The organism is Brevundimonas sp. GW821-FHT10E09, from assembly GCF_058809375.1.
In genome coordinates this window covers 166,618-189,962 of the sequence record NZ_JBXASO010000006.1, presented here as the reverse complement: position 1 = coordinate 189,962, position 23,345 = coordinate 166,618, and the positions used below count along the sequence as shown (strand labels likewise).

Below are 23,345 nucleotides of genomic sequence, written 5' to 3'. Positions count from 1 at the left end.
CCGGACTTTTTCAACGGTATCGGCGCTTTGCCGACCTAGGTGGCGGGCGACGGACAAAGATCGTCCGAGTGACGGGATGGGGCCCGCGCGGTCGTGGGTTCAGGGAAGCCCGAGAATGGGTGAAGCTCGTGCGAGAATGAGTCGGAGACGGATGATGGCGAAGCGGACCGGGCGACTAGCAGGTTTCGAAGTCTATCGCGGCAAGGGCCGGCGCGCGCGTCGCGTGGGCGTCGCCAAGGGGGGGATTCTGTTCAATCTCTATATGACCTGGCTTCGTCGAGGCGAAGGCGTGGGGGCGAAGCCATCTGGCATGATCAAGCGGAGAGCGGCGCGGCCTCAAGGTCTTTGAAACACCATGGCGCCACCTGAACAGCCGTGAAAAGGTGGGATTCAGGCGTAGAGTTTTTGATGGGTGGTTTGATGGGTGAGGCCCCCGAGTGGGGAAAAGTTCAATGAAATCAAGGCCGGTGGCGGAGAGGGTGGGATTCGAACCCACGGTACCCTTCCAGGCACGCCGCATTTCGAGTGCGGTACATTCGACCACTCTGCCACCTCTCCGCGGTGCATAGTCGCTTGGTCGAGCGAGCGGCTTCTCTAATGGCAGGCGCGCCGCATCGCAAGCGGTCTGTGAAAGAAATCGGACGCTATCTTTGCGCAGGTAGGGACAGGCCCGGCGCGGCGCCCGTCTGGGGGTCGACGCCCTTGAATCGAAACAGTTCGGCGGGGCGTCCGCCGGTGGTCGAGGACAGTTGTCCGGTGGGTTCGACCAGGCCTGTGCGTTCGACGCCGCGCCGGAAATTCTGCTTGTGCAGTGTCAGGCCCGAGACGGCCTCGGCGGCGGCCTGGAGTTCCGACAGGGTGAAGAGGCCGGGCGTCAGGTCGAACAGGACCGGGCGGTATTTCAGCTTGCTGCGCAGCCGGCCGAGACCTGTCGCCAGGATGCGCCTGTGGTCCGATCCCATGGGCGCGCCGGGCAGCAGGGCGGAGGCCTCGGGCGGCGTCTGGCGCACGTCGCGCCAGGCCTCGGCGACCAGTCGCGCCTCGTACAGGAGCTCATAGCGTTCCAGCACCCGTTCCTCGTTCCAACGGTGGTCGGGCGTCAGGGCGAACAGGGCGCGGGCGCGGGCCGTGCGGCGGTCGTCGGCGCCCGACCAACGGGTCAGTCCCTCGACCAGGGCGGCGTGCAGGGCGGGGTTGTCGGCGCGACGATCCTCCCACGGGAAGAAGTCGAATACGGCGTCCCAGTGCGCGTCATGGGTCTGGCCCTGGGCCGCGTCCGGCGTCAGGGCCAGATAGCCGACCGAGACCTCGCGCCTCTGGTCTGGAGTGGGTGTGGCGCGGGGGGTGGCGCGGCCCGCATCGCCGAAGGTGTAGAGCTGTTCGACGAAGCCCAGGCGGAAGCCCGTCTGGTCGGTCACGAAGTCGCGCAGAGCCCGTTCAAACGTGCGGTCGCGCACGGGATCGAACGGGCCGAAGGGCAGGGCGCGGGCGCCGTCCTCGGCCTGGGTCGTCAGGACCACGGCCCGACGGTCCTTCAGCGCCATGACGACGACCGACAGGCCGATGCGCACGCCCTGATCCGCCGGTCCCGCCATGCCTATTCCGTATGCCAGGCGTCGTCGGCGGGCAGGAGGCCGACCGCCTTGGCCAGGACCTGATAGCGTTCCAGATAACGGGCCTGGGCGATGGAGGCCGGCTGGGGTTCGATGACCAGGCTGTAGCCCGGCGGGGGCGAGCCGAAGATGCCCAGGGATTCCTTTTCGTTGAATCCGGCCAACTGCGTCGCCTCGAAAAAGGCGCAGGCCTTGTCGGCCTTCTTGATCAGGGTCTTGATGGTCTGCGGCGTCTTGGGCGGCAGGCCGTAGCGGACGTGAATGGCCGCCTCGAGCCGGGCCTCGAAATCCTTGTAGCCCGAGCCCAGGGCCGCCTTGAACGGCGAGATCATGTCGCCGATGACGTATTCCGAGGCGTCGTGCAGCAGGGCGGCCAGGCGCCATTTCGGGTCCAGGCCCGGCTTGATGTGGGCGGCGATCTCCTCGACCACGACACTGTGCTGGGCGACCGAGAAGGCGTGCTCGCCGATCGTCTGACCGTTCCAGCGCGCGACGCGAGCCAGGCCGTGGGCGATGTCCTCGATCTCGATGTCGAAGGGCGAGGGATCGAGCAGGTCCAGGCGTCGGCCCGACAGCATACGCTGCCAGGCGCGGACTTCGGTCTTCTTCTTGGGGCGCTCGGCCAAATCGTCGATCCTGATGGCTTGTGGGCTGGTCAGGTGACGCAAAGCGGCGCGGGGATCAAGGCGGCAAGGGCGAATCGGATTGATCGGCGCCGCATCCAGCGTGGAAAACCGTCAGTTCCCGACGTTCAGAGCGACCAGATCCTTGGCGGATTCGAACACCCGGTCGTTGGTGGCCTTGGACCGCACAGTGGCGATGACCAGGGGGCCGCCGACCGGACCGCGCGCCACGAACCCCACCTGACGCCAGGCGCCGGCTTCGACATTGTCGTCGGCGAGCAGGAAGGTCATGCGGGTGGCGTCGCCGGGCGCCTGGGTGCGGACCTGGGTGGTTTCGCCGTTGGACTGGACGCTGACGTTGCTGGTCTCCGTCCGCACGCCCTGGCCGTCCTTGGACTGGATGTTGATGCCGGCGATACGGACGGAGGCGTTGTCGCCCTGGGTCTCTATGTGGATGCCGGGCAGGCTGACGGTGGCGTCTTCGCCTTTGGTCCTGATGTTGACGCCCGGCGCCTCGACCGAGGTCTTGTCTTCGCCCGTCTGACGCTCGCGGGCGTCGATCCGCACCGCCGCCTGCGGCATTTCATCGGACAGGCGGCGTTCGTAGTCCCGCAGCACCTGATCGGCCGAACGACCGTCCAGCTTGACCAGATAGAGAACCACCTCGGACCCGCGCGGCCCGCCATAGGTGCAGGATCCCCCGCCGGGGCTGGCCGATCCCTTGCGGGTCAGGACGTTCAGGGCGTCCGGGCATTGCAGGCCATCCACCACCTTCAACACGCCCAAGGGCGTGTCGTCCGGCGAGGTGGTCGTGGTGGTGGTGATGCGAACCGCGTTTTCGCCGTCGCACGCCGCCAGGCCGGCGCTCAGGCTTGCGGCCATCAGGCCGGCGGTCAGAAGACGATACGGGGCGGTAACGCTCATGTTTGCTATTGTGGGCGCTGGGCGGCGTCGATCCAGTGAAATCGCGGTAATGCCGATCAACCGCCCGATCAACTGCCCGGTCAACCGCCTGGGCGGCCGCCGTCGCGCCGACCCAGGAAGGCCAGCCGTTCGAACAGGTGGATGTCCTGTTCGTTCTTCAACAGGGCGCCGTGCAGGGGCGGGATCAGCTTGTTCGGCGTCTTCTCCCTCAGGGTCTCGGCGTCGATATCCTCGACCAGCAGCAGCTTCAGCCAGTCCAGCAGTTCCGAGGTGGACGGCTTCTTCTTCAGACCCGGCGTGTCGCGGATCTCGTAGAAGGTCTTCAGGGCTTCAGCGACCAGGCGGGGCTTGATGCCGGGGAAGTGGACATCGACGATGGCCGACAGGGTCTCGGCGTCCGGGAAGCGGATGTAGTGGAAGAAGCAGCGGCGCAGGAAGGCGTCCGGCAGCTCCTTCTCGTTGTTTGAGGTGATGATGACGATGGGGCGGATTTCGGCCCGGATCGTCTCGTCGATCTCCTGGACATAGAATTCCATCCGGTCGAGCTCCTGCAGGAGGTCGTTGGGGAATTCGATATCGGCCTTGTCGATCTCGTCGATCAGCAGCACGGGGCGGGCCGGGGCGGTGAAGGCCTCCCACAGCTTGCCCTTCTTCAGGTAGTTGCGGACGTCGTGAACCCGCTCATCGCCCAGCTGGCTGTCGCGCAGGCGGCTGACGGCGTCGTATTCATACAGGCCGTTGTGCGCCTTGGTCGTCGATTTGACGTGCCAGGTGATCAGGGGCGCGTCGAAGGCCTTGGCGATCTCATAGGCCAGAACGGTCTTGCCCGTCCCGGGCTCGCCCTTGATCAGCAGAGGCCGTTCCAGCGCCACGGCGGCGTTGACCGCGACCTTGAGGTCAGCGGTGGCGATGTAGCGATCGGTGCCTTCGAACCGGCCCATGAAAAACCCGCTCCGTGAATGTCACGAAGCGGGTTAGCGGATCGGATCGGGTATGAACAGCGATCAGGTGATGTGTTTGGCTGATACCGGGTCGCTGGCGGGGAAGGTCTCTTCGACGCCTTCGTCCACCAGAGCCTCTTCGCGGCTTTCGGCCTCCTGCACCTTGTCCTTCAGCTGGTCCGTCTTGCCCTCCTCGGCGACGATTCGTTTCGCATAGGGAGTATCGGTGGATGCGTCGGCCTTGGCGTGGGGATCGTTCATGTCGTCTCCTTAAGGATTGGCGGCTCAGGGCGCCGGATCAGGGGTTTGATCGGGCGCGTAGCCCAGTTGTTCGATGTCGTCGTCGTCGAGACGTTTGGATTCCCAGTGGGCGGCGCTGGCCTGGGCCCCGCGCTCGTTTTCCATCAGGCCGGAATAGACCAGCTCGACCTCATCGTCCGCGCGCAGATTGTTGCTGTCCGCGTCAGACTGGCTCAGGGTTTCGCCATCCACGCCCAGCAGTGCGTCGGCCTCGCGCGCTATCCCGTCGAGAGCGAGTTGATCGTCGATGTCGAGATCGTCCTCGTCGAACTCATCCTCGTCGGCGTCGCCGTCCGCCTGGGTGACGTCCAGCACCTGTTCGGCCTCGTCCAGCAGGATGTCGCCTTCGCCCTCGTCGTCGACATGGGTTTCGTCGAAGACTTCCGACTGCTCCTGGTCGTCCTGGTAATCGTTGTCCGGCATGTGCGCCTCCTCTGCGAAGAGGAAACGTCAGCCGTGGTTAGGTGTTCCAGCGTACGGGGGGACAAGAGATGGTTAACCCTCTCGCGTTAAGGTTCGACTCATCAGGTGCGGTCCAAGATTGACCGGTTCCGACCTATTGGGGAGTTCGGTCGTCCATGGCGTTGAAGCTGTCGTTGAAACCCGGCGAGCGGTTCGTGTTGAACGGCGCGGTGGTCCAGAACGGCGACCGTCGCGGGGTGCTGATTCTTCAGAACCGCGCCAGCGTGCTGCGCGAGAAGGACATCATGCAGGCGGAGGAGGTCACCACCCCCGCCCGCCGGATCTATTTCCCGATCATGATGATGTATCTGGAAGAGGCCTCTGCAGCGAAATTCTACGACGAATTGGCGCTGCGGATCTCCGAGTTCATGGGCGCGACCAAGAACCCCGCCATTCTCGCCGAATGCGTCTCCGCCTCGCGTCACGTTCTGGCGCGCGAATACTACAAGGCCCTGATGGCGGCCCGTAAGATTGTCGAATACGAAGAAAAGGTTCTGAATGTCGCTTCAAGCTTACAAAGCGGCGACGTCGCGGGCTGAGACGCCGCGCGACCTGGAGTACCGGCTCTTCGGCCAGGTCACGCGCGCGCTTGTGCATGCCTCGACGGTCGATGAACGGGATCTGGCCACGCGTATCGATGCGCTGGACTGGAACCGGCGTCTGTGGTCGACCTTGGCTTCGGACTGCGGCGATCCCGCCAATGTGCTGCCGGCGTCCCTGCGCGCGCAGATCATTTCCCTGAGCCTGTTCGTCAATCGCCATTCCTCCGCTGTCATGCGTGGAGAAGAGACGTTCCAGGACCTGATCGAGATCAACCGCATGATGATGCAGGGGCTGGCGCCGGGCGCGCAGCAGGCGGCCTGAGCGCGCCTGACTTCACGAAATCGCGAAGCCTGTTGCTGCAAGCTGTTGAACCGACCTACCTTTCAGATCCCTGTTGAACAGTCGAAAGGAGGTGATCCAGTGTCTCATTGTCATCAATCGCGTGCGGTGGCCGCGACCCTGGTCCTCGGAGAGGTCCGGGCCTGACCTTTTGGTTGGCGCTAACGCCCGTCGGGCCGTTTGAGCGCTGTTCAGGCTGAGTGTTGCGGTCCGGCCGTTCGCGGTCAGACAATGAAGGGCCGTCGCGGCGACGCGGCGGTCCTTTTGTCTGGCCTCAGTGAAAGATCTGGGCGAGCCAGCCGGCGGCGTGGTGGGCCACTTCGAAAACCGTGCGCCAGATCAGGAACAGATACAGAGCGCAGCCCCCGGTCGCGAGCGCGCCCAGCAGGATGGCGATCCCGTCCCTCTGCATCATGCCCAGGGCGAAGAAGACCAGGGCGATGCCGGGCAGGGCGTCGCCGAACGGGATGGGCAGGGCCATGATCAGCGCCAGGATCACGCAGATCAGACCCGTGACCGTGTCGGCGACCTCGCCGGTCAGGAACGGGATGCGCGGTCGGGTCAGGTTCTCGACGTAACGAACCGTCTTCATGATTCGCGACACCCCCGCGCGATAGGCCGCACGGCTGATGGAGGTGCGGAGCGCCCAGCGTGGGAGCCAGATCGAACTGCGCTGGAAGGCAAGCTCAAGCGACATCAGTATGATGGGGACCGCGAACACCGCCTTGCCCCCTGGCGGCCAGGGCAGCAGGGCCAGCATCGAGAGAATCAGGATCATCGCCCCGAAGCCGCGCTCGCCGAAGGCCGCGACCAGCTCCTCGAGCTTCAGCTTGGGATCGTCGCCTTCGCCTAGCTCCTCGATCACGTCCGAGAAGAGCCGCAGGTCGTCGTTCGGAGGCGGTTGGGCGGGCATCAGCGCGGCTCGGGAAAGGGGTTCGCGCCATCTAGGCGCACAGAGGTTTCACCGCCACTTACCGAACGGCAACAAAGCCGAATAATCGCACCGGCGGCGCCTATTTCTTCGCCGCGTGCTCGGGCTTGCCCTTCCGTTTGGTGTGGGCGAAGTCCTCGAGCTGTTTCTCGGTCATGGACTCGACCATCGACTTGGACGCGCCCTTGAGTTCGGACTTGGGCGTATCGCCGCGCTTGGCCGACAGGGCGGCGCCGGCGGCCTTCTGCTGGGCTGCGGATTTTGCGGGCATGGGTGTCTCCTTCCGCCCGGAAGAAGCCGTCAGCCGCCCAGCAGTTCCCGACCGATCAGGAAGCGCCGGATCTCGTTGGTGCCGGCGCCGATGTCGTAGAGCTTGGCGTCGCGGACCAGGCGTTCGACCGGCCATTCCTTGGTGTAGCCTGCGCCGCCCAGGGCCTGGACGGCCTCAAGCGTGACCTTCACCGCGTTTTCGGACGCCAGTAGAATGGCGCCGGCGGCGTCGTAGCGGGTCGTCAGGCCGGCGTCGCAGGCGCGGGCGACCGAATAGACGTAGGCGCGGGCGCTGTTCAGGGCGACGTACATGTCCGCCACCTTGCCCTGCATCAGCTGGAATGATCCGATCGGTCGGCCGAACTGCTGGCGGTCGCGGACATAGGGCAGGACGATGTCCAGGGCGGCCTGCATGATGCCCAGCGGGCCGGCGGCGAGGACCGCGCGCTCATAGTCCAGGCCGCTCATCAGAACGCCGGCGCCGCCCCCCACCGGTCCCATGATGTTCTCCTCGGGCACCTCGCAGTCCTCGAACACCAGTTCCGCGGTGTCCGAGCCGCGCATGCCCATCTTGTCCAGCTTCTTGGAGACGCTGAACCCCTTCATGCCCTTTTCTATCAGGAAGGCGGTGCAGCCCTTTGATCCGGCGTCGGGATCGCTCTTGGCGTAAACGACCAGGGTGTCGGCGTGGGGGGCGTTGGTGATCCAGAACTTGGTTCCGTTCAGGACATAGCGGTCGCCCTTTCGGTCGGCCCGCGTCCGCATCGACATCACGTCCGAGCCGGATCCGGCCTCGGACATGGCGAGCGCGCCGACATGTTCACCGCTGATGAGTTTGGGCAGATATTTCCGCTTCTGCTCGGGCGTGCCCCAGCGGCGGATCTGGTTGACGCACAGGTTGGAGTGGGCGCCGTAGCTCAGGCCGATGGAGGCCGAGGCGCGGGACACCTCTTCCATCGCCACGACATGTTCCAGATAGCCCAGGCCCAGGCCGCCGTAGTCTTCTTCGACCGTGATCCCGTGCAGGCCAAGTTCGCCCATCTCGGGCCAGAGCTCGCGCCTGAAGGTGTTTGTCGCGTCGATCTCGGCCGCCAGGGGGGCCAAGCGATCTGCCGCCCAGCGGGCGGTCGTCTCGCGAATCGCGTCGGCGTTTTCGCCGAGGCTGAATTCCATGGATTGCGGCGCGAAGGGAATGCTCATGCGCAAAGGGGTAGCATCGCGCATCCTCTTTCGCAAAACAGTCTTAGGCGCGGTCGGCGCGGCCCCAGCGTTTGTAAAGATTGTAGCCCGACACCCCGACGCAGGCGAGGGCGATGACGGCCAGCACCCAGCCGATCAGGAGCGTTTCGTCGCTCGAACGGGAGGATTGCCGGAAGGCGGCCATGGCGGCGCCGAACGACAGCATGCCGATGCCGCCCATCACCAGAAAGGTCGCCGTTTCGCTCCAACCGGCCTGCTGAGCGGTGGGCGCGACCGGAGCATAGTCGGCCTGGATCTCTTCATCGATCGCGGAATTCTCTTCCGTCCCGAACAGAGGCGTCTGGTCAGGATCGACCGCCTCGCGGCTCTCGGGCCATGCCTGGCGGGCGTTCGACGATTCCTGTGGCGAGACAGGATCAGCCGTCAGTTCAAGCGGGATCGGATCCTGCGGCGGCGCGGCGGCGGCGAACACCGGGACTTCGACCGCCTGCTCGGCGATCATTGGCGGTTGTTCAAACGTCTCAGGCGCGTCTTCTGAAGTCGCAGGTTCTGCAGCCGGCTCAGGCGTTGAAACCTCCTCGCCGGCGACCGCTGTTTCGCCTGGCGAGGGGTCGGGCAGGGCCGCGGTCGGGGTGAATGAAGTCTGTACCGCACGGTCTTCCGTCGCCTCGACCTCGACGTCTTGCGCAGCGAGGTCATTGGCGGCGGCGGCGGTCGCCTCCGGCTTCGCGTTCACGCGTCCCGCTCCAAAGCCGAGCAGCGGGCCGTGGGCGCGCACGGCGTAGGGCGAGTAGAAGGCGGCGACGCCGGCCGTCTTGTCGATCTGAGGTGCGGGCGGCGAAGGGCGCGGCTCCGGTTCTTTCGCCGGTTCGGCCTCTTCGGCGACGTCTGTCTCGATCAGGACGTCCGGGGTCGATTCCTCTTCGACCGGCGCGACTTCAAGCGCCGGAGGCGTCTCGTCGGCAGCGACGGGAAGCAGACCGTCCTGGTCTTCGCCCAGCAGAACCGCGACGGCGGCCGCTCTCGTTAGGGTCGCCGAGGGCAGGGCCGGGAAGGGCGCGACATCCGCGTTTTCGAACGTGCCCCCCTCAACCGGCGTCTCGGGTTCGACGGTGCGTTGCACGAGGGTGGCGGCCACCGGCGGCAGGGGCGCGGCGAGAAGGTCGGCCAGCGAAACCGGCGCGTCGGGATTGGCGACGAACAGGGCGCGTTCGGCGGCGCGGCGGCGCGGCGGCGTGACGATCTCGGTGTCGTCCGACCAGCCGCCAAGGGCCTCGGCGGCTTCGTCAGGCGCGCCTGCGTTCAATCGGGCCAGGACGTCGGACGTCGTGAAACGATCCACCCCCACCGAGAAGGCGAAACTGGCGAGGGCGTCGAACTGATGCTGGTTCAGCGGCGCATGGACGGAGCCGATGGCGCGAACCACCGGGATCAGGTCGTACTGCAACAGCAGTTCGGCGTCGCTCTCGGACACGCTCAGCCCTTCGCGGGCGGAACGGGTATGGCCATAGCCGATCGTCCAGCGGCCGTCGGCGCGCTGAACGGCTCGAGGGCGGAAACCCTCGAAGCTCTTGATCAGAATGATCCCTTCGCGAGAGATCTTGGTCGGTTTCGGCGTGTCAGACACAGGTGTTGCCCCAAAGCGAGACGGCGGCGCGGCCCAGGGCCACGTCTCAGCAAACATGGGGCCAGGCTTCTACAGCAAAACCATGGTGGCCAGACCGAGGAAAATCAGGAATCCGAAGAAGTCGGTCGTGGCCGTGACGAACACCGCCGACGAGACGGCGGGGTCGAACTTCAGCTTTGACAGGGTCAAAGGCGTGAGCACGCCGATACAGGCGGCCACCAGCAGGTTCAGGATCATGGCCGCCCCGATGACCAGACCGATCCGCCAGTCCTCGTCGCGGAACCAGAATCCCGCCGCGACCCCGATCAGGGGGGCCAGAACCAGCCCGTTGGCGACGCCGACCGCCAGCTCGCGCAGGAAGGTCCGCATGGCGTTGGCCGAGTTCAGTTCGCGGGTCGCCAGGGCGCGGACGGTGACGGTCAGGGCCTGGGTCCCGGCGTTGCCGCCGATGGCCGAGACGATGGGCATCAGCACGGCCAGGGCGACGATCTGCTGGATGGTGCCTTCGAACAGACCGATGACGCTGGCGCCCAGCGCGGCCGTCGCCAGGTTGATCGCCAACCAGGGCACGCGACCGCGCACGATCTCGGACACGGACGAGCCGCGATCCTCGTCGGCGACACCGGCCAGACGCAGGATGTCCTCGCGGTTCTCTTCCTGAATGATGTTGACGATGTCATCGACGGTGATCTGGCCCACCAGCCGACCGGCCGCGTCCACGACGGGGGCCGAGATCAGGTGATATTTCTCGAAGATATAGGCGACCTCTTCCTGGTCCTGATCGACGGCGATCTCGTTGACCGGCTCCATCAGTTCGGCCAGGGCCGCGCTGCGCGGGGCGCGCAGCAGGCCGCTGATCGGCACCCCCCCGACGGGGCGGTTGAGCGGATCGACCACATAGATGTCGAAGAACAGCTCCGGCAGGTCGTCGCCCTGTTTGCGGATGTGGTCGATGGTGTCGCCCACGCTCCAGAACTGGGGCGCGGCCATCACCTCGCGCTGCATCAGGCGGCCGGCGGACTCCTCATCATAGCCCAGGCTGCTCTCGATCGCGGCGCGGTCGACGTCCGGCATGGCCGCCAGAACGCGTTCGCGCTGGTCGTCCTCAAGGTCCTCGACCACGGCGGCGGCGTCGTCGGAATCCAGTTCCTGCAGGGCCTCGGCCAGGGTGCCGTGCGGCACCCGCTCCAGCACCTCTTCCCGAATCCCGTCGTCCAGTTCGGGCAGGGTTTCCGCCAGCAGCTCCGGCGGCAGCCACAGCACCACGACGGCGCGGTGTTCCGACGTCAGGAAGCCCATCAGGTCGGCGACGTCGGCGGGGTGCAGATCCTCCAGCAGGGACCGCAGCCGCATGCCGTCGCCGTCGTCGGCGGCGTCCACGACTTTTTCGACGAATTGAGGGGTGAGGACATAGTCCTCATCCAGGGCGGCGTGGTCTTCGTTATCAGGCGCTTCGGCTGGAGCGAAGGCGGAGTCCGTGGTGCTCACGTGGTCGCCTCCCTTGGTAGAATGTCCAGCCGTAGTTAGCCGATGAATCGCCCTGTTTAGCCAGATGGTGCGGTCGAGAAGACTCGAACTTCCACGGGTTGCCCCACAGCGACCTCAACGCTGCGCGTCTACCAATTCCGCCACGACCGCTCGCATCGGAGCGGCGGCGAATAGACGAAGCCGCCGGAAAAGGAAAGGCTCTCTTTTCAGCCCTGTCGCGCTTTGTGCGTTTCAGCTTGTGGATACGTCAGGCCGAACCGGCCATGAAGTCGTAGAGGTCGGCCGATCGGGTCACGGTGATGGCGATCCGGTCGTCGCGAATCTCGATCTCGCCGCGCGCGACCGGGTGATTGTTCGCCAGGATCCAGACCTCGTCGCCTTCGGAGGCGTCCAGCGGAATCACCGCGCCCCGACCCATGCGCAGCAATTGCGACATCGGCAGCACCATACGGCCCAGCACCACTGAGATTTCGACGTCGACGGCGTTGATCTGGGACACGGGCGCTCTCGTTCACTATGAGGTCGTCCCTTGCGGAAACGCCTCAAGCTGCACATTGAAGCCTTATGCTTGCCGAGCCGTTAAGTCCTGAACTTCAGAAGCTGCGTCGCGACGACGATCGCCCCGTCGAATGGGCGGTGGCGACCCGCCCTGTCGATTACGCCGCCGCCGAAGCCTTCATGGAGGCGCGTGTCGCCGCCATAGCGGCGGGCGAGGCGGGGGAGATGGTCTGGCTGCTGGAACATCCGCCCCTCTATACCGCCGGGGTGTCGGCGCGGGACGAGGACCTGCTCGACGCCGGCCGCTTCCCGGTTCACCGGACGGGGCGGGGCGGGCAGTTCACCTATCATGGGCCGGGCCAGCGGGTGGCCTATGTCATGCTGGACCTGAACCGGCGCGGGCGGGACGTGCGCGCCTTCGTCAGGGGGCTTGAGCAATGGCTGATCGGCGGCCTGGCCCAGTTCGGCGTGACGGCCGACGTGCGCGAGGGTCGGGTCGGGGTCTGGGTCGAGCGCAAGGGTGCGGGCTGGAGCCGTGAGGACAAGATCGCCGCCATCGGCGTCAAGGTGCGCAAATGGGTCAGCTTCCACGGCGTCAGCCTGAACGTGGAGCCGGATCTGGATCATTTCGGCGGCATCGTGCCCTGCGGCATCCAGGAGCACGGGGTCACCAGCCTGGTCGATCTGGGCGTTCTGGCCGCCATGGACGAGGCGGACGCGGCGCTGAAGACCAGTTTTCATCATCTTTTCGGCGCGACCGTCGAAACGGCTTCCCCCCTCTGACCTGCGCCGCTTCGCCGCAATCGGTATGACATTTGGGCGAAAGGACGGCGGCGGGGGTTGGCAAGCGTGGGAGGCATAAGGTTTAACGACGCGCCAGCTTATCGCCCAAGCCCAGGAGCCTCCATGAACCGCCTGATCGCCGCCGCCTCGGCCGCCGTCGTGTCTCTGACACTGGCCGCCGGCGCCGCCTCCGCCCAGGATTTCCGCGCCCTCGCGCAGCAGGACCTGCAGACGGTCCATGACGTCCTGGCCGCCAACCACCCCGCCGCCGTCGTGCCCGGCGCGCCGGGCGAGGCCTTCCGGGCCTGGATCGACACCGGCCTGGCCGACGCCCAGAGCAAGGCGGGCCGCGTCAACAGCGGCGACAGCCACGCCTATCTGCTGCGCTATTACGCCAACGGTTTCCGCGATTCGAACATCGCGACCCGCCCGACCTACGAAGGTCTGGGCCCCTATTTCGCCATCGGCTGGCCGGGTCTGACGACGGCGTGGCGCAACGGCGAATATGTGGTCTCCTATGTGAAGCCCGGCGTACGCAGCCTTCCGCCGGTCGGCTCGACCCTGGTGAAGTGCGGCGACAAGACTGCGGCGCAATTGGCTGACGAACGCCTGGACCGCTGGGAAGGCGATCTGACGACCGAGGCCGGCCGCGTCCGCACGGCGCCCTATCTGCTGTGGAACCGCAACAATCCGCTGACCAGCGGCGTGCCGTCGCTCTGCACCTTCAAGGTCGGCCGTCGGGAGCGTGAGTTCCAGATGCAGCCCCAACCCGTCGAGGCCGGGGCGCTGGAAACCGCCTATCGCGCCACCGTCTATATGCCCCCGGCCAATCCCCTGGCGATCGAGACGGTCAACGGCCGTCCCTGGGTCCATGTCCATAGTCTGGTCGACGAAGCGGGCTGGGACGCCTTCTATGCCGCCGTCGAAGGCCAGTTGGCCGCCCTCCGCGGGCCTCAGGGCTTTGTCATCGACCTGCGGGGCGCCAATGGCGCGTCGCTGAACGCGACGGGCCGGGGCTATGGCCTGGCCAACCGGATCTGGACGCCCGAGTTCACCGTCAGCCGCCAGCCCGAGGCCGGCTCCATCACCTATCGCGCCACCCCGGCCAACCGTCAGTGGTTCGTCGACACCCTGAACCGCATGCAGGCCGATCCGCGCTTCGTGCAGGAATCGGGCGCAGTCATCGAACAGACCCAGGCCATCGTCGCCGCCTTCGACTCGGCCCTGGCCGCCGGTCAGGCGACCTTCACCCTGCCGGGCCGCCCGTCGGTTCCGGACGCCGGCACGGCCAATCCGGTCGCCGGTCCGGTCATCGTTCTGGTGGACGGCGGCTGCACCAGCGGCTGCCTGGACACGCTGGACCTGCTGACCCGTCTGCCGAACGTGCGCCTGGCCGGATCGGTGACGGCCGAGGACTCGATCTTCATCGAGCCCACCGTCCTGCGCCTGCCGTCCAACTATGCGGACCTCAGCTATGGTCACAAGGCCTGGATGACCCGCCAGCGCGGCAATGACATGCCCTTCACCCCGGCCCAGGGCCTGGCCTACGCCGGCGATCCGACCGACGAGGCCGCTGTCCGCGCCTGGGTGGGAACTCTGTTCCAGTAAAATCGTCCGGATCGAACGGACTGCGGGGGCGGGCAGGGGTGGAACCTCGGCCCGCCCCTTCTTATTTGGGAGGCATGACCGATCTCGCCCCCCCGTCCGACCGCCTGCGCTCGCCCTCCGGCTATGACCTGACCCCGCCGGACGACACCGAACGCGCCCGGCTGGAAGCCGACCTGAACCCCGAGGAGAAGCGCGTCCTGCTGTCGCACGGCACCGAGGCGCCCTTCTGCGGCACCCTGCTGGGCGAGAAGCGGGCCGGGGTCTTCTGCTGCCGCGAATGCGGCCTGCCCCTGTTCCGCAGCCGCACCAAGTTCGAGAGCGGCACCGGCTGGCCCAGCTTCACCGAGCCGGTCGATCCGGCCCATGTCCATGAAATCCGCGACACCAGCTACGGCATGGTCCGCATCGAGACCCAGTGCGCCCGCTGCGGTAGCCACCAGGGCCACGTCTTCCCTGACGGCCCGCCGCCGACCGGCAACCGCTACTGCATCAACTCGGTGGCCCTGAGCTTCGTGGCCGAGGGCGAACCCCTGCCGGATCCGTTGCACCGCGGCGACGGTGACGCCTGACCTTGGCCGCATTCGCTGTGCTAGGATGATTTCGAACGGAGGCGGCGCATGCTGATCGCAGGACTCTTGGCGGGTATGGCTCTGACGATGCCGGGCGCGATGTCGGGCGGCGATCCCGACGGCGTGGTCACGACCGCGCCCTCGAACGCTCCGACCCTGGCCCAGGCCATGGCCGCCGCGCCCGAGGCCGCCGTCGCCGCCCCCACGGCCCAGGACGCCGCGCCCCACGGCCTGACCACCGAACAGCAGATCCAGCACTGGATCGACAGCCGCACTCCCGGCGCCAGCTTCGACGAAGCCCCCGCGCCCGGCCCTCAGGACGACCGCCAGATGCACGGCATGGTCGAGGCCGGCATCGGCACGGGCGGCTATCGCAGCTATGGCGCGGCGGTGTCCCTGCCGGTCGGCGAGAACGGCCGTCTGGACCTGGCCTATCGCGAGGGCCGCAACCAGCCCTGGGGTTACGGCTACGGCGGCGGATACGGCCTGCGCGGGCCGGGCTTCTATTCTCCCTACGGCGGCTGGTCCGGCCGCGGCTACGGCGCCGATTCGACCAGCAAGTCGCTGTCGATGGGGTTCAGCTGGAGCAAGGACAAGGACGCCGATGAGCGCGATTCGTGGCGGCGGGGGCTGTCGGCCTACGACTGACGCGGCTATCGCATCGTCCAGTTTTAGGCTGAGCGCCGAGGTCGCAGATCGACCGAGGCTGTGTAAAAACTCGGAGCAACCGATTTTCCCGGCAATTATTTAGCTCTTATTTTCTGATAGGGAAGCAGTATCGAAACATACCGCCAGATAGCCTCGTCTGATCGACAGGATTTTGCCGCCAGTTTTCGCAGAGACGAGTTTTTACACAGCCTCGACCCATGGCGGACCCTCGTGATGTCCGCTTGCAGGCGAGAGGATGAAGGGCCGGTTTATGCGCGGTCTGTGGTCATTTCAGCAGTCGGGAGGCGCGCCCTGCTTTTCCGCCGCGTAGGCGCGGAGACGCTCGCACCCCACCTTACGAGCCCAGGCGGGATCCAGCTTGGCAAGGACGTAAGGGTAAGCCTCGGGGTCATACGTGGGCTCTTGTAGGGCGCGCTCGATGCGGGCTTTAGCGGCCTCCACCTCAGGCGCGACACGCGCGCGCACTTCGGTCCAGGTTGGATCACTAGCCGGCGGAGCCGGCTCGCGCGGGGACAGACGCCAAGCATTAACAAGCAGGCGAGCAGGTGCTGCGTCGGGGGCCTCCACATTCTCGGCGTGTGGACCAATGGTCCTGACCGGTCCGAGCCAAGCTCCAGAGCAGCCGCCGGATGCGCCACACCCGAAGACGGGCAACGGTATCGGACCCGGCAGGCTAACCACGGCCGTGGTTAGGGTGCGGGTGACCTGGCCTGGGCGAGCCACTGATAAAGACACTAGGCGAGCCCGGCTCATGCCTCGCTCTTCCAGACCTATCTCGGCGCGCAGCCGGACGGCTGCCGTTGGGGGTGAGGCAGGGACGTAGACCATACAACTGTCTTTACCGTGCGCGATTATGTCGACGCGGTTCGGAATAGGAACGTCGCAAAACTCCTTCGGTGCCAGGAGCGCTTGCGCATCCCGCCCGTCGAACCGATTCCACTTCGCAAAGGCTGCACGGATCCGATAATGCTCAAGAAGCCAGGCACCCGCTGCCGTGTCCGCATCCACGTCGTAGAGAGCGTCGCGTGACGGGTCGAAAGGAACGTCAAAGGCGGCGTTGCGCCGTTCGATATCGGCTTGCCAGCGATAGAAGTCGAGCCAGGCAAATCCGGCAGCAATGAAGTAGCCGCCGTATAGCAACATAGGTAGCATCAAAAGCGTCTTTGGGAGGTGCCCGCGCGTGGCGTCCCAAGCGACACCCAGCAGCGCGACATTGAGAAGTATTGCCAAAGGGAGGCTAAGGCCGAAAAACGCGAACAGAAACCCGAAGGTCGGGGCCAGGGCTGACGCCGCTAAGGCCAGGGCAGAGAGCCCAAAGATAACGAGCCAAAACGAGATCCGACGACCGTGCTTCTCGTGCTGCTGCTTCGGCGGACCATAAGTCGTCATTTGCGCTTCATCGTCCCCACGGCAAATCGCCAGCGGCGGACAACAGCATGCCAAAGCCGAGCTTTGCAATCAGAACGCAGCGCTTACTACCTTGCCATGGCAGGCCTCACCGCGAGCGTCCGCCTTCCACCGAGGCTGTGTAAAAACTCGTCTCTGCGAAAACTGGCGGCAAAATCCTGTCGATCAGACGAGGCTATCTGGCGGTATGTTTCGATACTGCTTCCCTATCAGAAAATAAGAGCTAAATAATTGCCGGGAAAATCGGTTGCTCCGAGTTTTTACACAGCCTCCACCCTAAGCTGACGTTCTCGACGTCCGTTCCTACACTTTTAGACCAACCCCTCCGTCGGATCGCCCGTCTTGCGAACGAAAGCCCATCCCACCGTCGTCGCGGCGAAGAAGGCCAGGGCGATGCCCAGGAAGGTCCAGCCCGACATGACGACCGCCCAGCCGCAGAAGCCCAGCCCGCCCAGGGCGGCCAGGCGCGCGGGCCAGCGGTCGCTGAACCGGAACAGGGCGGCGCAACACAGGCCGTAGACGATCAGGAACAGCACGGTGGTCGCGCCGATCAGCAGGCTGAACTGGCCGGCCAGGCGCGGCTGGGCGCTGATCAGGACCATCAGGGTCATCAGGCCGCCGTGGATCAGCGGATTGGCGGGCGGGGTCAGGGCGCCCCGGCCGAAGACGCGCGGTAGAAAGCCCTGGCGGGCCCCGGCGCGGGCGGTCTCGCCGGTCAGCATCATCCAGCCGCCCAGGGTGCCCAGGGTCTTGGCGATGGCGCAGACGGCGACGAAGCCCGCCGCGCCGCCGCCGATCACCCGTGCGGCGACATCGGCGAAGGGGCTGCTGGATTTCGCCAGTTCAGCCGCCGGAATCACCCCGAAGATCGCCGCGCTGACCGCGATATAGATGACCGCCGCCAGGCCGACCCCGGCGAAGGTGGCGCGGCCGACGTCGCGCTCAGGATTCTTAAGCCGCTGGGCCACGACCCCGGCGCTCTCGAAGCCGAGGAAGGCCCAGAAGATCAGGGCCATCGAGGCGGGTACGCTGGCCGCCAGCCCGGCGCCGTCCGGCGACCAGGAGGCGGCGAAAATCTGGGGATCGAAGGCCAGGGCGCCGGCGACGGCGGCTATGGCCAGGGGAATCAGGCCGATTCCCAGCGACAGACCGCCGAAACGCGCCACGGCGCGCGGTCCGGCCATATAGAGGAAGGTGGTCAGCCACAGCAGGGCGATATTGCAGATCGCGCTGGGCCAGCATTCCGCCAGCACCGGGAAGAAATGCGCCAGATAACCGGTGGCGGCCACGGCGATGGCGACATTGCCCAGCCAGTTGCCGACCCAGTAGCCGATCGAGGCCTGATAGCCGAAGAATCGGCTCAGTCCCTGTTCGGCATAGCCCGACAGGCCGTCGGCGGCGGGCAGCCGGCGCCCCAGGCCGGCAAAGACCCCGGCCAGCAGCAGGGCGCCGATTGCGGCCACGACCCAGCCGACCATGCTGGAACTGCCGACCGAGGCCAGGGAGGCGGGCAGCAGATAGACCCCCGAGCCGATCATGTTTCCTGTGACGAGCAGGGCGGCCAGCGCCCAGCCCAGCTTGCGCGGCTCCGTCTTCCGCGTGTCGATCATGCCGGTCTTCTCCTGATCGCGCATAACAAAAAGGCCCGGCTTGCGCCGGGCCTTTTCAGTCTCAGATGGTGCCGCCGGGGGGAATCGAACCCACGACCTCAGCCTTACCAAGGATGCGCTCTACCACTGAGCTACGGCGGCCCCGACTGAGGAAGCGGCCGTATAGCCAAACCCTTCCGGGGAGGGAAGCGGCTTTTTGACGATCTGAAAGAAAGTTTGGACACGGCTCCTGATCGCGGCATGATCCGGACATGACTCGTCCCCCGCCTGACGCCGACACGCCGCCCGCCGCCGCTGCGGCCTCGCCCCCCGAGATTTCGGCGCCGTCGGAGGTCGAACGGGCCAAGGCGGACCGGGCCATCCGCCTGGCTTCGGCCCTGCGCGCCAACCTGAAGCGTCGCAAGGCGCCGGCCCGCACGCCCGCCCCGCCAAAAGACAGCAACTGAAAGTCATCGGCCCGCGCCCGTTCCGCCCTTTGGCAAGCGCGCGCCGGCTTGCTAGAGAACCCTCCCCCCGAGGCGTTTACTTCGGGCGCGCTTAAGGACGTCATGGACAGCATCGCCATTCAGGGCGGCGCCCAGCTTTTCGGGGATATTCCCGTCAGCGGCGCCAAGAATTCCGCCATCAAGCTGATGGCCGCCTCGATCCTGACGGATCAGCCCTTGCTGCTGACCAATATGCCGCGTCTGGCGGACACCCGGTTCCTGGGCCAGCTGTTGCGCCAGTTCGGCATTGAAGTGACCGAGCGTGACGGCGCGGACGGGCAGGAGAGTCTGTTCCACGCCAAGGCCCTGACTTCGACCTTCGCCCCCTATGATCTGGTGCGGCAGATGCGGGCCTCGTTCAACGTGCTGGGCCCGCTGCTGGCCCGCACGGGCGAGGCCAAGGTGTCGCTGCCCGGCGGCTGCACCATCGGCGCCCGTCCGGTGGATCTGCACCTCCAGGCCCTGACCGCGCTCGGCGCCGAGATCGAGCTGGATGAAGGCTATGTCACCGCCAAGGCTCCGTCCGGTCTGAAGGGCGCGGAGATCGAGTTTCCCTTCGTCTCGGTCGGCGCCACCGAACACGCCCTGCTGGCCGCCGTGCTGGCCCAGGGCACGACCGTGCTGCGCCGAGCCGCGCGCGAGCCGGAGATCGGCGACCTGGCCCGCTGCCTGACGGCGATGGGGGCGAAGATCGAGGGGATCGACACCGACGTCCTGACCATCACCGGCGTCTCGTCGCTGAACGGGACGACCTGGTCGGTGATTCCCGACCGAATCGAAATGGGCTCCTACGCCGTCGCCGCCGCCATGGCGGGGGGCGAGGTGCGTCTGACCAAGGCGCGGGCCGAGCTGATCGGGGCCCTGACCGACAAGATGATCGAGGCGGGCGTCGACGTGTCGCCCACCGCCGACGGCGTGTTGATCAAGCGCGATCCGAAGGTGCGGTTGCAGGCGGTCGATATCGAGACCGCCATCTATCCCGGCTTCGCCACCGACCTGCAGGCCCAGTTCATGGCCCTCATGACCACGGCCGACGGCGTCAGCACCGTGCGCGAGACCATTTTCGAGAACCGGTTCATGCATGTGCCGGAACTGGCCCGGCTGGGAGCCGAGATCTCGGTTCACGCCGGCGAGGCCCAGGTCAAAGGGGTCGAGGGGCTGCACGGCGCCCAGGTGATGGCCACCGACCTGCGGGCCTCCATGTGCCTGGTCATCGCCGGCCTGGTCGCCGAGGGCGAGACGACGGTCGGCCGGGTTTATCATCTGGATCGCGGGTTCGAGCGTTTGGAGGAGAAACTGGGCGCGTGCGGGGCGGATATCCGACGGATTAAAGGAACAGGTGATGAGCACTGAGATCGACGGCGTCGTCACGGAAGCCAAGGCGCCGGTCGAACCGCTGCGCCTGCTGGCCGAGGACGCCGACGATCTGCAGATCATCTCCGCCGCGCTTCAGGACGCCATTCTGCGGCCGGTCGACATCGTGTGGGAAAAGGGCGCCCGCACCCTGACCATCGCCTTCAGCCGCTTCTGCTGGGAGTGCGGCGGGACGCGGGTGATGTGCGCCATGCAGTTCGGGGACGTGCTGGCGGTCAAGAGCCGGCGCCTGTCGCGCAGCCCCGACGCCTCGCTGGAACTGCTGGCCCTGGATTTCATGCCGACCGAGGCGCCGGGCGGACGGGTGATCCTGATGTTCGCCGGCGGTGGCGATCTGAGGATCGACGTCGAATGCCTGGACGCCGTGGTGACCGACATCTCGGAGCGCTGGCCGGCGCGGATCGCCCCGACGCATCTGGATGCGGTCCCTCTGAACGCGCCTGAAAACGATGAAGGGAGCGCGGCATGAGCGGCGTCCACAAGCTGGTCTCGGTTGAGCTGGACACGGTCACGCTTCCCGCCGCCACCGCCGAGATCGAGCACGAGCGCCGCGTCGCCATCTTCGACCTGGTCGAGAAGAACAGTTTCGAACCCGTCGGCGCGCCTGACGATGCAGAGGGGGGCGGACGATATCGGCTGAAACTGTCGCTGCAGGACAACCGGTTGGTGTTCGACATCGACGGCGGAGGTTTCACCCGCACCTACGCCATCAGCCTGACGCCCCTGAAGGGGGTGCTGAGGGACTATCTCATGATCTGCGACAGCTATTACGAGGCCCTGCGCGGCTCGTCGGCCAGCCAGATCGAATCGGTCGACATGGGCCGGCGCGGCCTCCACAACGAGGGGGCCGAACAGCTGAAGACGCGGCTGGATGGCAAGATCATCGTCGATCACGAGACGGCGCGACGGCTGTTTACGCTCTTGTGCGCCCTCTACCGTCGCGGCTGACCTCGACTATCTCTGCATTTTCGGGCATTAGGCCCCTCCATTCCGCCCCTCGCGCCCGCCCGGCGTGGGGTCGAACGCATATTCAACGGGCGTGAGAGGCCGCATGGCTAAGGAAGAACTGCTCGAGTTTCCCGGCACCGTCAGCGAATTGCTGCCGAACGCCACATTTCGCGTGACGCTCGAGAACGACCACGAGATCATCGCCCACACGGCGGGCAAGATGCGCAAGAACCGCATCCGCGTGCTGGCCGGCGACAAGGTTCTGGTGGAAATGACCCCCTACGACATGACCAAGGGTCGCATCACCTATCGCTTCAAGTAGGGGACGGCTCGTATGAGCCGGCCTGAGCTGGTGCTGGCCTCGGCCAGCCCGCGCCGCATCGAACTGCTGGCGCAGGTCGGGATCACGCCCGACCATATCGATCCCGCCGACATCGACGAGACGCCGCTGAAGGGCGAGACGCCGCCGCGCCTCGCCGAACGTCTGGCCACGTCCAAGGCCCAGGTGGTTGCGGCGCGACGGCCCGACGCGGTGGTCATCGCCGCCGACACGGTGGTCGCCGTGGGACGACGTTTCCTGGAGAAGGCGGCGGACGAGGCTGAGGCGACGCGGTTCCTGAAGCTGCTGTCCGGCCGCAATCACCGGGTCTTCACCGGCGTGGCCGTCGTGCGCGACGGCAAGCTGTCGTCGCGGGTCAATGAGACCCGCGTCAGCTTCAAGCCCCTGTCGGACCACGAGATCGCCGCCTATGTCGCCACCGGCGACTGGCGCGGCAAGGCCGGGGGCTATGGCATCCAGGGCCCGGCCGGGGCCTTTGTTCAGCGAATCGTCGGCAGCCATCCCGCCGTCATGGGCCTGCCCCTCTATGAGGCGGTGCAGTTGCTGCATGGCGTCGGCTGGCGGGCATGAGCGGCGAGATCGAGGTCTTCCTCGATGAAGCGCCGGGCGAGACCCGCGGCGCCGTCCTGCGTGACGGCCGCTATACTCATCTGCTGATCCATCGTGACAGCGATCTGCCCCAGCATCGCCTGGGCGCACGGTCCGTCGGCCGGGTGACCGAGATCAATCCCGGCCTGCGCGGCGCCTTCGTCGATCTGGGCGCCGGCGCGCCGGCCTTTCTGCCCTTCCATCGCAATGAACGTCTGACCCAGGGCGAACGGCTGGAGGCGACGGTCGTCGCCGAGCCGCGCGCCGGCAAGGGCGCGGTCCTGCGCCGCCTTGGGCCGGGGGAGGGGGCGCCCCGCCTGCTGGAGGCCGCGCCCAGCATCGCCGCCCAGCTGCGGGACCTCGCCGGAGGCGGGGGCTTGACCACGGGCCTAGCCGCCATCGACGCGGTGACGGAGGCGGAGGAAGAGGCTCTGGCGTCCCGCCATGTCTTCAGCTCCCACGGCGTCGACCTCGCCATCGAACGCACCCGCGCCCTGATCGCCGTCGACATTGATCATACGGCCGGGACGGGGCGTGATCCGAAACAGGCGCGGGCGGCGGCGAATCGCCTGGGGCTGAACCAGGCCGCGCGGCTGATCAGCCTGCGGAACTGGGGCGGGCTGATCGTCGTCGACCTGGTCGGCGATGCGGAGGACGCGGCCGCCGGGGACAAGGCGGCCCGCGCGGCCTTCTCCCACGAACCCCAGGCCGTGTTCGGTCCGATCAGCCGGTTCGGATTGTTGCAGATGTCGCTGCCCTGGCGGCGGACCCCTATAGAAGAGATCCTGTTCGAGGCCGGCCGCCGGCCGTCGGTCCAGACCGAAGTCCTGGCCCTGGCCCGGGCGCTGCGCCGACGACTGTTGTCCGACACCCGGTCTGCGCGCGTCGTCGCGCGCTGTGCGCCGGACGAGGCCGCGCTTCTTGGCCCCCTGGCCGCCCGGATGGGGCCGCGCGCGTCGGTGCGGGCCGACGCCGATGTGCGGCGCGGGTGTGGACGTATCGAAGGACCTGATCGATGAGCACCTGCCCGATCTGCCGCAAGGCCGACGCCGATCCCAAGTACAAGCCGTTCTGCTCGCGCCGCTGCTCGGAAGTGGATCTGCAGCGCTGGTTCACGGGCGGCTACGCCATCCCGGCCGCCCTGGACGAGGGCGCCGAAGATGATGGCGAAAAGGACTGAAACGACGCTGGACAGGCGGAAACGG

At 66.6% G+C, this 23,345-nt stretch carries 28 protein-coding genes and 3 tRNA genes; 14 read left to right on the top strand and 17 right to left on the bottom strand.

Annotation, left to right across the window (positions count from 1 at the left end):
• Positions 1 to 468 precede the first annotated feature (468 nt).
• The 7 genes from AC1RSI_RS07965 to AC1RSI_RS07935 all read right to left on the bottom strand — a co-directional run bounded on the left by AC1RSI_RS07965 (position 469) and on the right by AC1RSI_RS07935 (position 4,824).
• Positions 469 to 558: transfer RNA gene (locus AC1RSI_RS07965), tRNA-Ser, on the bottom strand.
• 86 nt (positions 559 to 644) lie between these two features.
• Positions 645 to 1,595 (bottom strand): NUDIX hydrolase, encoded by a 951-nt coding sequence (locus tag AC1RSI_RS07960; RefSeq protein ID WP_154725615.1) that lies wholly within the window; start codon positions 1,593 to 1,595, stop codon positions 645 to 647.
• Between the two features lie 2 nt (positions 1,596 to 1,597).
• Positions 1,598 to 2,191: a YfbR-like 5'-deoxynucleotidase gene (locus tag AC1RSI_RS07955; protein WP_035305561.1), complete on the bottom strand. Its 594-nt coding sequence runs from the start codon at positions 2,189 to 2,191 to the stop codon at positions 1,598 to 1,600.
• Positions 2,192 to 2,350: 159 nt separating this feature from the next.
• The gene (locus AC1RSI_RS07950; RefSeq protein ID WP_008264116.1) at positions 2,351 to 3,160 is read right to left on the bottom strand and encodes a hypothetical protein; all 810 of its coding nucleotides are present in this window, start codon (positions 3,158 to 3,160) and stop codon (positions 2,351 to 2,353) included.
• Positions 3,161 to 3,240: 80 nt separating this feature from the next.
• Positions 3,241 to 4,101 (bottom strand): AAA family ATPase, encoded by an 861-nt coding sequence (locus AC1RSI_RS07945; protein WP_008261076.1) that lies wholly within the window; start codon positions 4,099 to 4,101, stop codon positions 3,241 to 3,243.
• Between the two features lie 63 nt (positions 4,102 to 4,164).
• Positions 4,165 to 4,362 (bottom strand): hypothetical protein, encoded by a 198-nt coding sequence (locus AC1RSI_RS07940; RefSeq protein ID WP_008264396.1) that lies wholly within the window; start codon positions 4,360 to 4,362, stop codon positions 4,165 to 4,167.
• A gap of 24 nt (positions 4,363 to 4,386) precedes the next feature.
• Positions 4,387 to 4,824, bottom strand: coding sequence for a hypothetical protein (locus tag AC1RSI_RS07935; RefSeq protein WP_008259506.1), 438 nt, complete (start codon positions 4,822 to 4,824; stop codon positions 4,387 to 4,389).
• A 155-nt stretch (positions 4,825 to 4,979) separates the two neighbouring features.
• Between AC1RSI_RS07935 and flbT the strand changes: the two genes are divergently transcribed.
• Together flbT and flaF are read left to right on the top strand one after the other, a co-directional pair.
• Positions 4,980 to 5,402: a flagellar biosynthesis repressor FlbT gene (gene flbT / locus AC1RSI_RS07930; RefSeq protein WP_035305521.1), complete on the top strand. Its 423-nt coding sequence runs from the start codon at positions 4,980 to 4,982 to the stop codon at positions 5,400 to 5,402.
• On the top strand, positions 5,362 to 5,727 hold the full coding sequence (flaF, locus tag AC1RSI_RS07925; protein WP_154725614.1) for a flagellar biosynthesis regulator FlaF: 366 nt from the start codon (positions 5,362 to 5,364) through the stop codon (positions 5,725 to 5,727). The genes flbT and flaF overlap by 41 nt, the downstream gene beginning before the upstream one ends.
• 292 nt (positions 5,728 to 6,019) lie before the next feature.
• Here flaF and AC1RSI_RS07920 read toward each other — a convergent pair whose 3' ends face one another.
• From AC1RSI_RS07920 to AC1RSI_RS07890, 7 genes are all read right to left on the bottom strand, one after another.
• On the bottom strand, positions 6,020 to 6,658 hold the full coding sequence (locus tag AC1RSI_RS07920; RefSeq protein ID WP_154725613.1) for an exopolysaccharide biosynthesis protein: 639 nt from the start codon (positions 6,656 to 6,658) through the stop codon (positions 6,020 to 6,022).
• Positions 6,659 to 6,758: 100 nt separating this feature from the next.
• A complete protein-coding gene (locus tag AC1RSI_RS07915) occupies positions 6,759 to 6,947 on the bottom strand; it encodes a DUF3008 family protein (protein ID WP_035305524.1) in 189 nt (62 codons plus the stop codon).
• Positions 6,948 to 6,976: 29 nt separating this feature from the next.
• Positions 6,977 to 8,146 carry an isovaleryl-CoA dehydrogenase gene (locus AC1RSI_RS07910; RefSeq protein ID WP_447941540.1) on the bottom strand — a complete coding sequence of 390 codons (1,170 nt, stop codon included), beginning with the start codon at positions 8,144 to 8,146 and terminating at the stop codon, positions 6,977 to 6,979.
• Positions 8,147 to 8,189: 43 nt separating this feature from the next.
• Positions 8,190 to 9,773 carry a lysozyme gene (locus tag AC1RSI_RS07905; protein ID WP_196066331.1) on the bottom strand — a complete coding sequence of 528 codons (1,584 nt, stop codon included), beginning with the start codon at positions 9,771 to 9,773 and terminating at the stop codon, positions 8,190 to 8,192.
• A 69-nt stretch (positions 9,774 to 9,842) separates the two neighbouring features.
• A complete protein-coding gene (gene mgtE, locus AC1RSI_RS07900; protein WP_154725611.1) occupies positions 9,843 to 11,261 on the bottom strand; it encodes a magnesium transporter in 1,419 nt (472 codons plus the stop codon).
• A 65-nt stretch (positions 11,262 to 11,326) separates the two neighbouring features.
• A tRNA-Leu gene (locus tag AC1RSI_RS07895) sits at positions 11,327 to 11,411 on the bottom strand.
• A 97-nt stretch (positions 11,412 to 11,508) separates the two neighbouring features.
• Positions 11,509 to 11,760: a FliM/FliN family flagellar motor switch protein gene (locus AC1RSI_RS07890; protein ID WP_008260376.1), complete on the bottom strand. Its 252-nt coding sequence runs from the start codon at positions 11,758 to 11,760 to the stop codon at positions 11,509 to 11,511.
• A 65-nt stretch (positions 11,761 to 11,825) separates the two neighbouring features.
• On the opposite strand from AC1RSI_RS07890, the gene lipB reads away from it, so the two are divergent.
• From lipB to AC1RSI_RS07870, 4 genes are all read left to right on the top strand, one after another.
• Positions 11,826 to 12,542: a lipoyl(octanoyl) transferase LipB gene (lipB, locus tag AC1RSI_RS07885; protein WP_154725610.1), complete on the top strand. Its 717-nt coding sequence runs from the start codon at positions 11,826 to 11,828 to the stop codon at positions 12,540 to 12,542.
• 123 nt (positions 12,543 to 12,665) lie between these two features.
• The gene (locus AC1RSI_RS07880) at positions 12,666 to 14,150 is read left to right on the top strand and encodes a hypothetical protein (RefSeq protein WP_154725609.1); all 1,485 of its coding nucleotides are present in this window, start codon (positions 12,666 to 12,668) and stop codon (positions 14,148 to 14,150) included.
• Positions 14,151 to 14,224: 74 nt separating this feature from the next.
• Positions 14,225 to 14,719: a peptide-methionine (R)-S-oxide reductase MsrB gene (gene msrB, locus AC1RSI_RS07875; protein WP_035309738.1), complete on the top strand. Its 495-nt coding sequence runs from the start codon at positions 14,225 to 14,227 to the stop codon at positions 14,717 to 14,719.
• A 48-nt stretch (positions 14,720 to 14,767) separates the two neighbouring features.
• Positions 14,768 to 15,367 carry a hypothetical protein gene (locus tag AC1RSI_RS07870; RefSeq protein WP_230307542.1) on the top strand — a complete coding sequence of 200 codons (600 nt, stop codon included), beginning with the start codon at positions 14,768 to 14,770 and terminating at the stop codon, positions 15,365 to 15,367.
• 291 nt (positions 15,368 to 15,658) lie between these two features.
• On the opposite strand, the gene AC1RSI_RS07865 is transcribed toward AC1RSI_RS07870, so the two are convergent.
• The 3 genes from AC1RSI_RS07865 to AC1RSI_RS07855 form a co-directional block, all read right to left on the bottom strand.
• Positions 15,659 to 16,777, bottom strand: coding sequence for a hypothetical protein (locus AC1RSI_RS07865; RefSeq protein WP_154725608.1), 1,119 nt, complete (start codon positions 16,775 to 16,777; stop codon positions 15,659 to 15,661).
• Positions 16,778 to 17,106: 329 nt separating this feature from the next.
• Entirely contained in the window at positions 17,107 to 18,405 is a 1,299-nt protein-coding gene (locus AC1RSI_RS07860; RefSeq protein ID WP_230307541.1) for an amino acid permease, read from the bottom strand.
• Positions 18,406 to 18,471: 66 nt separating this feature from the next.
• Positions 18,472 to 18,546 (bottom strand) — tRNA-Thr (locus tag AC1RSI_RS07855).
• 110 nt (positions 18,547 to 18,656) lie between these two features.
• Between AC1RSI_RS07855 and AC1RSI_RS07850 the strand changes: the two genes are divergently transcribed.
• The 8 genes from AC1RSI_RS07850 to AC1RSI_RS07815 all read left to right on the top strand — a co-directional run bounded on the left by AC1RSI_RS07850 (position 18,657) and on the right by AC1RSI_RS07815 (position 23,320).
• Positions 18,657 to 18,851 carry a hypothetical protein gene (locus tag AC1RSI_RS07850; RefSeq protein ID WP_154725606.1) on the top strand — a complete coding sequence of 65 codons (195 nt, stop codon included), beginning with the start codon at positions 18,657 to 18,659 and terminating at the stop codon, positions 18,849 to 18,851.
• A 102-nt stretch (positions 18,852 to 18,953) separates the two neighbouring features.
• Positions 18,954 to 20,243, top strand: coding sequence for a UDP-N-acetylglucosamine 1-carboxyvinyltransferase (gene murA, locus AC1RSI_RS07845; RefSeq protein WP_154725605.1), 1,290 nt, complete (start codon positions 18,954 to 18,956; stop codon positions 20,241 to 20,243).
• Positions 20,233 to 20,733 carry a DUF2948 family protein gene (locus AC1RSI_RS07840; protein WP_040349425.1) on the top strand — a complete coding sequence of 167 codons (501 nt, stop codon included), beginning with the start codon at positions 20,233 to 20,235 and terminating at the stop codon, positions 20,731 to 20,733. The genes murA and AC1RSI_RS07840 overlap by 11 nt, the downstream gene beginning before the upstream one ends.
• On the top strand, positions 20,730 to 21,212 hold the full coding sequence (locus AC1RSI_RS07835; protein ID WP_008260730.1) for a UPF0262 family protein: 483 nt from the start codon (positions 20,730 to 20,732) through the stop codon (positions 21,210 to 21,212). Before AC1RSI_RS07840 ends, AC1RSI_RS07835 begins: the two co-directional genes overlap by 4 nt.
• A gap of 103 nt (positions 21,213 to 21,315) precedes the next feature.
• Positions 21,316 to 21,534, top strand: coding sequence for a translation initiation factor IF-1 (infA, locus tag AC1RSI_RS07830; RefSeq protein WP_154725604.1), 219 nt, complete (start codon positions 21,316 to 21,318; stop codon positions 21,532 to 21,534).
• Between the two features lie 12 nt (positions 21,535 to 21,546).
• A complete protein-coding gene (locus AC1RSI_RS07825) occupies positions 21,547 to 22,122 on the top strand; it encodes a Maf family protein (protein ID WP_008264047.1) in 576 nt (191 codons plus the stop codon).
• Positions 22,119 to 23,159 (top strand): ribonuclease E/G, encoded by a 1,041-nt coding sequence (locus AC1RSI_RS07820; protein WP_154725603.1) that lies wholly within the window; start codon positions 22,119 to 22,121, stop codon positions 23,157 to 23,159. The genes AC1RSI_RS07825 and AC1RSI_RS07820 overlap by 4 nt, the downstream gene beginning before the upstream one ends.
• A complete protein-coding gene (locus AC1RSI_RS07815; RefSeq protein WP_008259215.1) occupies positions 23,156 to 23,320 on the top strand; it encodes a DNA gyrase inhibitor YacG in 165 nt (54 codons plus the stop codon). Before AC1RSI_RS07820 ends, AC1RSI_RS07815 begins: the two co-directional genes overlap by 4 nt.
• The last annotated feature ends 25 nt before the right edge of the window (positions 23,321 to 23,345 follow it).